This window comes from Billgrantia hypersalina (genome assembly GCF_052584175.1).
Window position 1 is genome coordinate 250,035 of the sequence record NZ_JBMIQI010000003.1, and the last position, 13,514, is coordinate 263,548.

Below are 13,514 nucleotides of genomic sequence, written 5' to 3' on the forward strand. Positions count from 1 at the left end.
TTCCGGACGAGCCTGCATGGGAAATCAACTGTGCCAATGACCGACTCGCGCCTTCTCCCTCCCCGTGCGCATACGGCGAGCGATCTCGTCGCCTACGGCGAACGCTACGGCATCGATTATCGCTTCCCTACCCAGCGTCGTGCGGCAGATCAGGTACCGGTACTGCACGGGCGCATCCAGGAGCTCGAGCCCGGTGCCGGCATGCAGTTGGTCGCCTCGGACATCGAAGTGCTGCAGCGCTACGATTCCCGTTCTTGTCGCCCCGCCCCGCTCTCGATCATCGTCATGCTCGAAGGACGTGCCGACGTCGCCCTAGGGGACAAGCGCCTCGATTTCACCTCTGGCATAGCCCTGAGCGTTAGCTTGAACGAGCGTGAAGGCCTGCAAGCCATGCAACCCCCTAACCAGCGTATACGCGCCCTGACCTTGGCACTGGAAGCGCCACGCCTTGCCGAGGCCAGCGGCGGCAGGCACTTGCCAAGTACGAGCTTGCATGCTTGGGCACTGCCTACCGGCATGCAGCAAATGCTTGAACAGGCTCTGGACTCCCCGCTGGTCGGCGTGGCATCGCGCCTGCAGTGGGAGGGAATTGCACTGCAGCTGTTGGCTCATGGCCTGCCGCCGGAACCCGACATGCCAAGCGTGCGGTTCACCCCAGGGGAATGGCAGCGGCTGGAGCGCGTCCGCGAGCGGCTGCAGTCTTGCCCGGCTGAACCGCATCGCCTGGCGGCGCTGGCTGAACTGGCCGCCATGAGCCCCGCCACCCTGCGGCGCAAATTCCAGACGGCGTACGGTTGCAGCGTCTTCGATTACCTGCGCGAAAGGCGCCTTGAAATCGCCCGGCAGATGCTGCTTCAGGGTCATGGGGTCGAGCGCGCATCGCAGAGCGCGGGCTATCGGCATGCCAATAACTTCACCGCGGCCTTTCGCCAGCGTTACGGCTACTCGCCAAGTTCCCTGCATCGTCCCACTTGAGCATTGCGCAGAGCCCATTGAGCAGCCTGCATAGGACAACAGCCCTCATAAAAGGAACAATTCTCATTACCTGATGAGACAATTTCCGCAGAGGAACCGTCATGCCGACACCCCACCCACTGACACTGAGCATCGCGCTCGTGTCCACCCTTGCCGTGACTAGCGCCCAGGCTCAGCAGTCACAGGAGGCGAATGACGCCACGCTGGAAACCCTGACCGTTACCGGCCAGGCCGCGACCAAGACCGAGACGCCGTTCAATGAAACGCCCCAGGCCACCTCCACCGTCGAGCATGAGGAGTGGGAGGAGCGTGGCGCTCGTACGGTGCAGCGCGCTCTGGATTATAGTCCTGGCGTATTCACCAACCAGATCGGCGCTTCCAATCGCTTCGACTATCTGGTACTGCGCGGCTTTTCCGATGGCAGTCTGAGCAATACCTTCCTCGACGGCCTCAAACTAATGGGCGATACCAACTCGCACAGCTCGATGAGCGTCAATCCGTGGTTTCTCGACAGCATCGAGGTGGTGAGAGGCCCCGCCTCGGTGCTGTATGGCCAGGCGTCGCCGGGCGGCGTGGTCGCCCTCACGAGCAAGCGACCGCAGTTCCAGCAGGGAGGCGAACTGCGCCTCACCGCGGGCAATAACAGCCAGCGCAGTGCCGCCTTCGACCTGACGGGACCACTGGGCGAGCAACAGCGCGTGGCCTACCGACTGGTCGGCCTGGCCCGGGCGGCCGATACCCAGTTCGGCCCCGTCGAGGAGGAGCGCTACGCCATCGCGCCCTCGCTGACCTGGGACGTGACGGACGCTACCAGCCTGACACTCAAGGCCTACCTGCAACAGGACCCCGAAGGAGGCTATCACGCCGGCCTGCCCTATGAAGGCACCGTGGTAGATCGCAGCGGCCGGCGCATATCGAACAATTTCTTCGAAGGCGAAGACGACTATGACAAGTACGAACGCACACAGCGCATGCTGGGCTACGAACTGGAGCACAGCTTCAGCGAGGCTTGGACGGGGCGCCAGCGCCTCAACTATCTCAACTCCGATGTTGTGCTCAATCAGGTCTACGCCTACGGCTGGGCATCGGACAGCGAGCTGATCCGCTATTACTCCGGCGCCGACGAGTCGCTGGAGGCCTGGACCCTGGACAACCAGCTCGAGGCCAACCTGTCCGGCGGCTTCGTCGACCATACCGTGTTGGTCGGGACCGACTACCAGCGGCGCGACAACCGGGTGTCATGGCCCTCCAGCATGCTCCCCGATATCGATGCCTTCGATCCTCAGTACGGCGCCGAGCCGCTCGCTTTCTACCCGCCGACGCGCGAGGATCACGAGCTGCGCCAGACCGGCGTCTATGTTCAGGACCAGATGGCCCTCGGCAGATGGCGCCTGACCCTCGGCGGACGCTATGACTGGGTCGACATCACCAACACCAACCTGGACAGCGGCGATACCAGCGAGCTAGACGACACCCAATTCAGTGGGCGAGCCGGGCTGCTCTACCTGTTCGACAATGGCATTGCGCCGTACCTCAGCTACTCGACCGCCTTTACTCCGACGAGCTTCGTCGATGCGGAGGGCGACTTGCTGCCGCCGATGGAGGGCCGGCAACTCGAAACCGGCCTGAAGTACCAGCCGGCGGTCACTCAGGATCGCTACAGCGTGGCGCTGTTCCAGATCAACCAAGAGAACGTGGCCACCAAGGAGCAGCCCACCGACCCTTACCGTGCGGTGGGTGAGATCGAATCCCAGGGCCTGGAATTCGAAGCCTACACCCAATTGAGCGACAACCTGCGGCTGCAGGCGGCCTACAGCTATACTGATATCACCTACAAGCGCAGCGACGACGGCAACGAAGGCAACCGCGCCATCTACGCCCCGCGCCACCTGGCCAGCTTGTGGAGCAACTATGCCTTCGACAAGGGCGCGCTCGCCGGCCTCGATGTCGGGCTCGGCGTGCGTCACTACGCCGGCATCCAGGCCGATCGGGCCAACACCGCTGAGGTGCCGGTATACACCCTCGTCGACGCCACCCTGGGCTACGACCTCGGCAGACTCGGCCTCGACGGCATGAGTGCGCGCCTCAACGTCACCAACCTCACCGACGAAGAGTACGTCGCCTCGTGCAACTCGCTCGAGTTCTGCTACTTCGGCGCCGAGCGCGGCGTCCTGGGCAGCATCAACTACGCCTTTTGATTTCCTCCCTTCATATGCAAAAGCAACTCTGCCGGCAGCCGGACGGCAGCGTCTCGGCCCTGGCGCCACTTTGCCATTACGCCTCGTTGACTCGCCGAAGCGAAGCCTCTAGCATATTAATGATAAGAACTATCATTTGCATTAAAATTACACAGCAAAGGGATCACCATGCCTTCGTCACCCATTTTCTGGCGCCGTTGCGGCTCGGCGGCTCTTGTGTCGCTGACCGGAGCCAGCTTCGCCGCGCTTGCTCAGACCGTCACGAACGACCTCGTCGAGCTCGAGACCGTCGAAGTCGTCTCGGATGCCATCGTCACTCCCGAATATCTCGCACTGGAGCGTGAACCCAACGTCGGTAAGATGGACATTGCCATCCAGGAGCAGCCCTATTCGGTTTCGATCGTCGACGAGGCATTCATTCGCGATTCGGGCGCCAAGTCGATCCAGGACGCGCTGCTCTACACCTCAGGCGTTCATGCCGGCAACTTCGGCTTCGACACTCGCATCGACAGTGCCAAGGTGCGTGGCGTGGATGCGGCACGCTATCTGGATGGACTGCGCCAGAATTACGGTTGGTACAACAGTGTGCGCTCCAATGTTTACGCTTTGGAGAGCATCGAGGTACTGAAGGGACCGTCTTCGATGCTCTATGGCCAGGGTGACCTGGGCGGCATCGTCAATGCCGTCTCCAAGCTTCCCCGGGAAGAGCGCAGCGGGGAGATCTGGGCCCAGTACGGCACCTTCGACCGCAAGCAGCTAGCCCTGGACCTCACCGGCCCGCTGGACGAGCGCGGCGAGTTTCTCTACCGCCTCGTTGCCCTGGGGCGCGACAGCGATACACAGGTGGATCACGTCGCAGACGACGGCTACCTGCTGGCCCCCTCCTTTACCTGGCGCCCCAGCGAGAGCACGGATATCACGCTGCTGTTGAATCGCCAGGAGAACAAGGGGCAGGTATCGGCCCAGTTCCTTCCTCAAGCCGGTACGCTGGATCCAGGCTCTAGAGGACACATCGGTTCCGAGCGCTTCGTCGGTGAACCGGGCTGGGATCGTTACGACCGCGAAAAGACCGAGGCGACCCTGTTCCTTGATCATCGCTTTACCGATGATTGGTCCCTGTCCGCTACGGCGCGCTATACTCGCTCCGACGCTGAAACCCGCGAACACTGGATCGACATTCCCAGCGTGCCGGATGCCAACGGCGAGGTATCAAGAACCATTTATACCGTCGACAGGAGCACACGAATCCTCAACCTGGACGCTCGGCTGAATGGACAACTCGATCTCGGCGTTACCCGCCACCATCTACTGCTGGGCCTGGATCGGCAAGATGCGCGCTGGGAGGAGGACAACTATTTCTACGGCTACGGACTGGGCGGCAGCTTCAACCTCTACGAGCCCCGGTACGGCAACCTCAACACGGACGTGATCACGCCGTCGGACAGACCCGACAACGAGATCGAGCAAACAGGCCTCTACCTGGCCGATCACATCGAGGTGGGCCCGGTCGTAATTTCCGCCGGCCTACGCCACGACTGGGCGGAAAACCGCAGCCTGGCGGTCGACGGGCCGGCTACCGAGAGCCGCGAGGAAGCCACGACCGGCCGGATCGGCCTGATGTATCGCTTCGACAACGGCCTTTCACCCTATGCGAGCTACGCCGAGTCGTTCGACATGAACCTAGGCACCGACGGAACGCCCGCGGCGAATGCGCTCAAGCCGACCACCGGCGATCAACAGGAGATCGGCTTCAAGTATCTCTCTGCCGACAAGTCGCTGGGTATCACCGCCGCCTATTTCGACATCACCCAGCAGAACCGCGTCAGCGATGGTCAGACCCCCGGAGGCGCCGAACAGACCGGCGCGGTCATTGACGGCTGGGAGCTTCAAGCCAACAAGCGCTGGGACAGCTTCGAGACCCAACTGGCCTACACCGACCTGAACGCACGCGATGACGCCACCGGCGAGCGCTTGTCCAGCGTGGCGGAGCGCCAGGCATCCTGGTGGAATCGCTTATATGTCGGCAGCAACTGGCGCATCGGTGCTGGGGTGCGCTACGTCGGCGACAGCGTCGGTGCAGCAGGCGCGCCCCTGGTCCCCTCGGTGACGCTCTACGACGCTATGGTAGGTTATACCCTGGGCAACTGGGACTTCTCGGTGGATGCCAAGAACCTCGCCGACGAGGAGCACATCGCCTGGTGCCGGTCCGAAGGGGCCGACTGCGGCTATGGCGACCGCCGCAGCGTCACCGCCAACGTGAGATACCAGTTCTGATTCGCCATGCGAAATGCATTCATGGCACTGCACCGTGAGGTGGCGTATCTTGGCCGCTTCACGGTTTCTTTCCTTTTTAGACCTAGTAAATACATGACCTCCCTGCTTTTCCGACTTATCTCACTGACCGGCGCCCTCGGCTGGCTATGGTTGGTAGCCACGCCGGTCACGGCCGGCAACGAAGGCGGCCTGGCCACCCTAGACTGGACCCTGGCCGAAACTCTGGTCGCCCTGGACGCTCCCCCCGATGCCGTTGCCCAGGTTGAGGATTACCACAGCTGGGTCGGCAAGCCTCGCCTGCCGGGAGAGGTCGCGGATATCGGGCTTCGCGCGCAACCCAACGTCGAACTGCTCGCCCACCTCGATCCTTCACGCATCATCATCACGCCCATGTTCAGCCATCTGTCGCCTCGCTTGCGCCGCATTGCGCCAGTTGAAAGCAATGCGCTCTATACGCCGGAGAGCGATACCTGGGAGGCCATACTCGAGCTGACACGTGCGCTGGGCCAGGCGCACGGTCGAATCGAGGAAGCCGAAGCGCTGATTGCAGCGACCGAGGCGCGCTTCGAGGAACTACGCCAGGCGCTGCCGAAAGAGCTACCTCCCCTGCTCCTCGTGCAATTCATGGACGAGCGACACGTGCGGGTCTTCGGCGAGAACGGTCTTTTCCAGACGGTGATGGACCGCCTTGAGCTGGAAAACGCCTGGCAGGAGGAAACCAACTACTGGGGTTTTGCCCTGGTGGGTATCGAAAGGTTATTCGAGCTGGAGGCGCGCCTGGTGGTGGTGGAACCTTATCCCGTGGGCGTCGAGGAAAAGCTGGCCGGCAGTGCCCTCTGGCAGCATCACCCCAGTGTGCGCGACGACACCTTGATCACGCTGCCCCCGGTCTGGAGTTTTGGCGCCCTGCCCTCGGCACAGCGCTTTGCCGAGCTTCTTGTCGCCGCGCTCGAATCGTCGGAGGAGACCTGAGCGCCTCCTCACCGTGCGGCGTCGCCCTCCCTTACAACCGACGCAGCCCCCACATGAAGTAGGCACCGCCAATTAGCGAAGCCACCAGGCCGGCTGGAATTTCGTAGGGAAAAATAACCTGGCGACCCACCCAATCGGCTAGCACCATCAGCAACATACCGACCAGCGCAGCCCCGAGCAAATGCTCTTTCGCCCGTGACAGACCAAGCAGCCTGGCCATGTGGGGCGCCAGCAGCCCGACGAAGGAGAGCGGCCCGACCATCAGGGTGGCACAGGCCGTCAGCAAGGCCACCAGCAGGAGCAATGAGAGTCGAGCCCGATTCAGCTCCACTCCCAGTGCTTGCGTGGTTGCTGGACCCAGCGGCAGGATGTCGAGCCAGCGCGAGAGCGGCAGTGTAAAGAGTGCCAGCAGTGCCGCCAGTGTGCCCACCATCAGCGCACTCCCTAGGTCGACATAGTAGGTCGAGCCCGCCAGCCAGGCGATGACCTGCTGGCCTCGCGGATCGCCACCCGCCAGTATCACACTGCGTACCGCGTCGAACAGCGCACCGATTGCCACCCCGCTGAGTAACAGGCGTTCGGGTGCGAAGCCACTGCGACGGTTGAGCCCTATCAGGACCAACAGAGTGACAACGGCGCCCAGGGTACCGACCGTGATCAGCATCCCTCCGCTGGGTGCAGGTATCAGGTAGATCCCAAGGATCAGCGCAATGGCGCAGCCGCCGCTTATCCCCAGCACCTCGGGGCTAGCCATCGGATTAGCGGAGAGACGCTGGAGCAGCGTACCGGCCACGGCAAGCATCAGGCCACTGGCCGCCGCCGCCAGAACCCGTGGCAGCCGCCATTGCATGACACCCCAGTCGACCGGTGATAGCCAGTACCAGCCGTTCACGCCCTGCCCCAGCATCAGCCCCAGCACGATCGCCAGCAGTAATGCCATGCCGAGGCAAGCGGCGAGACGCGCCGGTGCAGGGTGCCGGATTGCCGGCACCGCGTTCGGTTGGGGCGCCCGGTTGCCCTGAAGCCTCAAGCGGGGAATCAACCACAGCAGCAGTGGCGCTCCCAGCGCACCAGTCACCGCACCGGTGGGAATCAAGGTAGGCAGCATGCCGGTGAAGCTTTGAAGCAGCAGGTCGGTGGTGGCCAACAGCACCGCGCCGAGAAGGGTGCCCCACAGCAGCCGCTCACCGAGGCGCCGCGCCCCGGCCAGCCGCACGATATTGGGGGCGGCCAGCCCGATGAAGCCGATGACGCCGACCACGCTGACGATACTGCCGGTAAGGAAGACAGCGAGCCCCATTCCGGCAAAACGCAGGTACATGAGCGATATCCCCAGGCTTTTGGCGCTGGCATCGTCCAGCTCCAGCACCGCCAATGGACGCAGCAGGAACCAGGCCGCTACGGCTCCCATGGCCAGCCGGGGCCATAGCGTCGTCACACCTTCCCAACCATTCTGGGCGAGCGAACCGGCGCCCCAGATCAGCAAGCCCGACAGCGTCTCGTGATTGAACAGCAACAGGGCCGTGCCCAACGCGCCGAGATAGAGGTTGACGACGAGCCCCGCCAACACCACCACTATGGGGGCGAGCCCACGGCGCCAGGCAAGGGCGAAGACCAGCCCCATCGCCAGGCCCCCGCCGGCTAGCGCCACCCACTCACGCCCTACGGCCAGCAGGCCAGGCGCCAGCAAGGTTGCCGCCAGCAGGGCCAGGTTGGCCCCCGAGGCCACGCCCAGGGTAGTGGGCGATGCCAGCGGGTTACGCAACACCTGCTGCATCAGCACGCCGGCCAGGGCCAGGCCACCACCCGCCAACAGCGCTATCGTCAACCTGGGCCACCAGGCGTAGTAGAGCAGCAGTTCACCCACCCCCTGCAGCGAAGGCGCGACCAGCACCTTCAACCCCAGCTCCCATCCTCCCTGCTCCTGCAACCCCAGCCAGAACAGCAGCAGCAGGGGCAGGCTCAATAGCAGGCAGGCGCGCCCCGGTGAAAAAGCCAGCGTATTCCCTCTCATCCCCACGGCTCCTGGCGATTACCTGCGGTTCGCACTTGTCCTCTTGGCTGCGCTCTATGGTCGGTCATGCTCTCGGCTCTTCTCGCGTAACGTTTTACTCGCCCGATCTTAACTGAAATCGATTCTCAATTGAATTTCGAACCTAGCGTCATTGACAGGTGGGCTCGACAGGCACAAAATAAGAATAAGTCTCATTGATGTTCAATGGTAACTTCATGAATGCGGAACGCTCCCAACTGTACTATTCATGCGTGTTTCTGCATGTCTCCTTCCAGGCCGTTCACGCTTCGGTGGCACGCTCCACCAGCGCCGACAATACGCCGTGCTGGCTGGATGCCTCGATGTTGCAGATGCTCCTCGGCGAGCTGCAGCGCTGCCGCTGGGAAGCCGCCCCGTTCAAGAATGTCTGCCAGTCGCTGGACACGGCGCTCTACCACTGCAGCCTGCTCATGGCACAGTGCCCCGCCGCTCTCAATCGACAGCTCTGCCAGCATCATCTCGAAGCCGTCATCGCACCCCTGAAGGAAACCACGGCACTACTGGCGAACAATGGCAAAGACATTTCGTCCCATCATGTCTCCTCACCCGCTCGTCGCCTGCGGACCTGGCTGGGCTTGTAAACCGCAACCATGTTGCGATGGTAGATAATTGCAACGATTCTCGTTTACCCTATGGGAAACGTCACGTCGTACAGGAACCCGCATGTTCGAGGTCAGGGGCGCCACCTTCGAAATCAATGGCAAACTTCTGCTCAAGCCCGTCGAGCATCGCTTCGAGGAAGGCAAGGTCTACGGCCTGATTGGCCACAACGGCTCGGGCAAATCGACCCTGGTCAAGCTGCTTGCCCAGCAGCAGCCGACAAGTAATGGCGAGATTCTGTTGGATGACCGCCCGCTGGGCGACTGGGGGCAGCGCGAGTTCGCCCGCCGGGTCGCCTACCTGCCTCAGCACCTCCCCAGCGCCGAGAACCTGACCGGCCGCGAGCTGATCGGATTCGGCCGCTATCCCTGGCATGGCCTGCTGGGGCGACATACGCCGAAGGACAAGACGGCTGTGGAACGCGCCATGGAACTCAGCCACACCGAAGCCTTTGCCGATCGCCTGGTGGATACCCTCTCCGGCGGGGAGCGCCAGCGCGTCTGGCTGGCCATGCTCTTGGCACAGGAGAGCCGCTTCCTGCTGCTGGACGAACCGCTGGCGGCGCTGGATATCGCCCACCAGATGGAAGTGCTGGCATTGATCCGCAAGCTTTGCGACGAGCTTCGGTTGTGCGTCATCATCGTGCTGCATGACATCAACATGGCGTCACGCTACTGCGACGAGCTGCTCGCGCTGCACAGCGGTCGGGTATTGGCCCATGGCACTCCCGAACAGATCATGACCCGCGATAAGCTGGAAGCTATCTACGGCCTGCCCATGCAGGTAATGCCCCACCCCAACGGAGAGCACCGGATCGCCGTGGCGTGCTGAAGAACGGCTCTACCCGACGTAACGTAGCCACGCCGGTTAGAGCCTTGGCTTTGATGATCTACCAGCGATAGCTAAGGCTGCCGATCACGCTGCGTGACTCGCCGTAGTAGCACCAGTAATTACAAGATGCGACATAGGTTTCATCGGTGAGATTGTTGACGTTAAGCTGCAGTCTCCAACTGTCATCCAAATCGTATCTTACCATCGCATCTAACATAGTATAATCAGGGACCGTGAGCTCACCATCCACGCTGCTCCCGACATGCCGAACGCCACCTCCTAACTGGAGGCCGCTCAATGTTCCCTGCGTGTAGGCGTAATCTATCCAGGTAGAGGCTTGATGACGCGGAATTCCTGATAGCCTCTGGTCAGTTTCGGTATTACGAGCATCCGTATAGGTATATGCAGCTGTTAAGCGTAGTGGCTCGCTGAGCTGAACGCTACCCTCCACTTCGAACCCTTGTGAACGGCTTCCCGGTACCTGAGCCTGAGTGCCATTGGGCCTCGTCCACAAGCTATTGCTCTCTTTGAGATCGAAGATGGCAGCCGTCATATAGCCATCCCATCCCTCCGGGGCGAATTTCATTCCTAATTCCCATTGTTCTCCCTCGCTGGGCTGATGCAATTCGCCATCTTCACCTGTAAAAGTGGGCGGACTGAAAGATTCCGCATAGCTGAGATAAGGATTCCAGCCACCCTCACCCAGATACATAATGCCTCCAGACAGGGTTAGGTGGTTATCATCGGAATATTGTGCAGTTTTCTCTCCATTTGCCGCACGCGAATCGTTACGAGTCTCCGCTTGGTCGTAGCGTGCACCACCTAGTAGCACCCAGCGGTCGGCCAGACGCAACTGATTTTGCGCATAAATACCCGTCTGCTGTTTTTCGATCTCGCGCCGGGTGCGCTCAGCATAATCTACAACTGTGAAGTTTCCGTACTCCGGGGCGAAGGCATCTACGATACCGAAAGAACCATAATCATCGAACTCCCAGCCTTGCAATTTTAAGTCTTGATAGTCGACGCCAAGTAAAAGAGTGTTCTCGAAGCCGTCCCCGTACCAGCTGCCAATCATCCTGTTATCCATCGTCCAACTATTGATCTCTCCATCTCGATGGACATGTCCTTGAGATATACTTCGGTTATCTTCAAGCATTTGCGATGCATAGCTACTATGAAGCAGAAGGTCCAGTTCACTGTAACGTAAGTTCTGTTCAAAGCGCCAAGTGTCACTGAACCAACGCTCCAACTCATAGCCCAATGAACTTTGGGTGCGCTCGTTGGTGTCGTACTCAGGCTGGCTGAGATTGGTCTGGCGATCTATCTTACCGAAAGGCGTATCGCTAAGGGTGCCGACACTTGGCTTGAAAGGGTTGACGGGTACGGCGTCATCCTTCTGCATACTGGCAAGTATCGTCAAGCTAGTATCGTCGGAGAAATCTACTTCCAAACTGGGGGCAAAGTAATAACGTTCATTGGTGGTGTGATCAAGGTCACCTTCTCGCTCTTTCCAAGTGCCTACGAGCCGATACCTCACATCGCCTGAGTCGGTAAGCGGTCCCGAACTATCAACACCAACATGACGATGGTCCCGATTGCCCAGCTGTAGATCGAAACGCCCCTGAGGCTCGGCTGTGGGACGCTTGCTAACGGCATTGATCAGTCCTCCTGGAGGCGCCTCACCATAAAGTATCGACGAGGGACCCTTAAAGATTTCTACTCTCTCCAGCCCGTAGGTTTCCGGCACCCAGTGGTAGTACCCCTCCCGATAAATACGTAGACCATCTTGGTAAGTAGAGTGGTCCAGTCCACGCACTTCGAACCAGTCGGTATCGTTATCAGCTCCATAATGGCCGGACAAGACTCCTGCTCGGTACCGGAAAGTCTCATCGAGCTGCTGGACGTTACGCCGCTCCAGCTCCTGCTGGTCTACGCTCGAAACTGGTCGCGGCGTTTCCACAAGTGGCGTGTCGACCTTCAGTGCCGTGCCGACGACGACTACCGTATCCATCTGCTCCGACTCCGCCTGGGCAATGGCGAGCAGCGGTGTTGCCGCGAGGGCACCGGTAACCATGAGGCCCAAGGCATGACGGATGGATTGAGTTAGCGGGTGGGCAAGGGGAACAAAGCAAGAGCGTGACATGGCGTGTCTCTGTCGGGTTGGGATGACGACGGATGCGGGCGTACCTGCACGAGACACATGATAATACGTATCGTTAACGACTTAAAACTGAATCGTTTCCATTCTTATGACCTGCATCACGGAGCCGGTTGACAACGAAATCGCCGCGACCAAGGGTCGCGGCGATGGATGGCTGCTGCGATGTGGTTCAAGCCATCAGGAAGTGGCCTGCTGGTAGCGGCGCTCCACGTCTTCCCAATTGACCACGTTGAAAAACGCATTCACGTAATCGGGGCGCTTGTTCTGATACTTCAGGTAATAGGCGTGCTCCCACACATCCAGACCCAGCACGGGCGTATTGCCGTGCATGTGCGGGCTGTCCTGGTTCAGGGTGTTCTCCACCACGAGCTTCTTCTGGGGAGTCACGCTCAGCCAGGCCCAACCGCTACCGAAGCGCCCCAAGGCCGCCTTGGTAAAGGCCTCCTTGAAGGCATCGAAGCCACCCAGTTCGCTGTCGATGGCCTGAGCCACCTTGCCCTGGGGCTGGCCACCGCCGTTCGGGGCCATCATCTGCCAGAACTTGGAGTGGTTGGAGTGGCCGCCGCCATTATTGATCACTTCCTGCCGCTTGGCCTCGGGTACGCGTTCGATGCTGGCCAGCAGCTCGTCCACCGGCACGTCTTCCAGCCCGGTGCCTTCCAGCGCAGCGTTGAGCTTGTCGACGTAAGTCTTGTGGTGCCGAGAGTGGTGAATCTCCATGGTCATCGCATCGATGTGCGGTTCGAGCGCATCGTAGGCGTAGGGAAGTTCGGGCAGTTTATGCGGCATTTTCGCTCCTCCATGAAAGCAAGGGAATACTGGGGAATAGTCCCCATGACTGCGTCCACCTAGCATGGCAAAAAGTCGCACCACATGCTAATAGCGAATGTGCTGACTTGATATAGCTAAAGCTAATGAAAGCCCCTCACGGGGACTGCAATGAAGAAAGCCGACCTGGGGTCGGCTTTCGTCCACGCCAATTTGCACTTACAGTTTCTGCTCCAGCTCCGGCAGGATCTCGAACAGATCCCCCACCAGGCCGTAGTCGGCGACCTGGAAGATCGGCGCCTCCTCGTCCTTGTTGATCGCCACGATCACCTTGGAGTCCTTCATCCCCGCCAGGTGCTGGATGGCACCGGAAATGCCCACGGCGATGTAGAGCTCCGGCGCGACGATCTTGCCGGTCTGCCCCACCTGCATGTCGTTGGGTACGAAGCCGGCATCCACCGCGGCGCGCGAGGCGCCGATGGCCGCCCCCAGCTTGTCGGCAATGCCCTCGAGCAGCTTGAAGTTCTCGCCGCTGCCCATGCCGCGCCCGCCGGAGACGACCACCTTGGCACCGGCCAGCTCGGGCCGGTCGCTCTGGGCGAGCTCCTGCTTGATAAAGGTGGACTGGGCGTTCTCCACCACGACATCGACGTTCTCGATGCTGGCACCGCCCCCTTCGCCC

Annotated in this window: 10 protein-coding genes; 6 read left to right on the forward strand and 4 right to left on the reverse strand. The window is 61.0% G+C overall.

The genetic code is table 11. The annotated features are described in order from the left end of the window. The first annotated feature begins 36 nt into the window (after window positions 1-36). From ACOJCM_RS02105 to ACOJCM_RS02120, 4 genes are all read left to right on the forward strand, one after another. Window positions 37-975 carry a helix-turn-helix transcriptional regulator gene (locus tag ACOJCM_RS02105; protein ID WP_445210406.1) on the forward strand — a complete coding sequence of 313 codons (939 nt, stop codon included), beginning with the start codon at window positions 37-39 and terminating at the stop codon, window positions 973-975. 101 nt (window positions 976-1,076) lie between these two features. After that, window positions 1,077-3,173, forward strand: a complete 2,097-nt coding sequence (locus tag ACOJCM_RS02110) for a TonB-dependent siderophore receptor (RefSeq protein WP_445210407.1) — start codon at window positions 1,077-1,079, stop codon at window positions 3,171-3,173. 168 nt (window positions 3,174-3,341) lie between these two features. After that, window positions 3,342-5,447 (forward strand): TonB-dependent siderophore receptor, encoded by a 2,106-nt coding sequence (locus tag ACOJCM_RS02115; RefSeq protein WP_445210408.1) that lies wholly within the window; start codon window positions 3,342-3,344, stop codon window positions 5,445-5,447. Between the two features lie 93 nt (window positions 5,448-5,540). After that, window positions 5,541-6,419, forward strand: coding sequence for an ABC transporter substrate-binding protein (locus ACOJCM_RS02120; RefSeq protein WP_445210409.1), 879 nt, complete (start codon window positions 5,541-5,543; stop codon window positions 6,417-6,419). A 31-nt stretch (window positions 6,420-6,450) separates the two neighbouring features. Here the strand turns inward: ACOJCM_RS02120 and fhuB are convergent, their stop codons facing one another. After that, window positions 6,451-8,433: a Fe(3+)-hydroxamate ABC transporter permease FhuB gene (fhuB, locus tag ACOJCM_RS02125; protein ID WP_445210410.1), complete on the reverse strand. Its 1,983-nt coding sequence runs from the start codon at window positions 8,431-8,433 to the stop codon at window positions 6,451-6,453. A 215-nt stretch (window positions 8,434-8,648) separates the two neighbouring features. Here fhuB and ACOJCM_RS02130 point away from each other — a divergent pair, with 215 nt between their 5' ends. Together ACOJCM_RS02130 and ACOJCM_RS02135 are read left to right on the forward strand one after the other, a co-directional pair. Next, on the forward strand, window positions 8,649-9,053 hold the full coding sequence (locus ACOJCM_RS02130) for a hypothetical protein (protein WP_445210411.1): 405 nt from the start codon (window positions 8,649-8,651) through the stop codon (window positions 9,051-9,053). Between the two features lie 82 nt (window positions 9,054-9,135). After that, window positions 9,136-9,903, forward strand: coding sequence for an ABC transporter ATP-binding protein (locus tag ACOJCM_RS02135; RefSeq protein WP_445210412.1), 768 nt, complete (start codon window positions 9,136-9,138; stop codon window positions 9,901-9,903). A gap of 58 nt (window positions 9,904-9,961) precedes the next feature. On the opposite strand, the gene ACOJCM_RS02140 is transcribed toward ACOJCM_RS02135, so the two are convergent. From ACOJCM_RS02140 to ACOJCM_RS02150, 3 genes are all read right to left on the reverse strand, one after another. Then, window positions 9,962-12,046 carry a TonB-dependent siderophore receptor gene (locus ACOJCM_RS02140; RefSeq protein WP_445210413.1) on the reverse strand — a complete coding sequence of 695 codons (2,085 nt, stop codon included), beginning with the start codon at window positions 12,044-12,046 and terminating at the stop codon, window positions 9,962-9,964. 195 nt (window positions 12,047-12,241) lie between these two features. Further along, entirely contained in the window at window positions 12,242-12,853 is a 612-nt protein-coding gene (locus ACOJCM_RS02145; protein ID WP_445210414.1) for a superoxide dismutase, read from the reverse strand. 198 nt (window positions 12,854-13,051) lie between these two features. Next, the coding region (locus ACOJCM_RS02150) for an electron transfer flavoprotein subunit alpha/FixB family protein (RefSeq protein WP_445210415.1) at window positions 13,052-13,514 on the reverse strand (463 nt) is incomplete at its 5' end.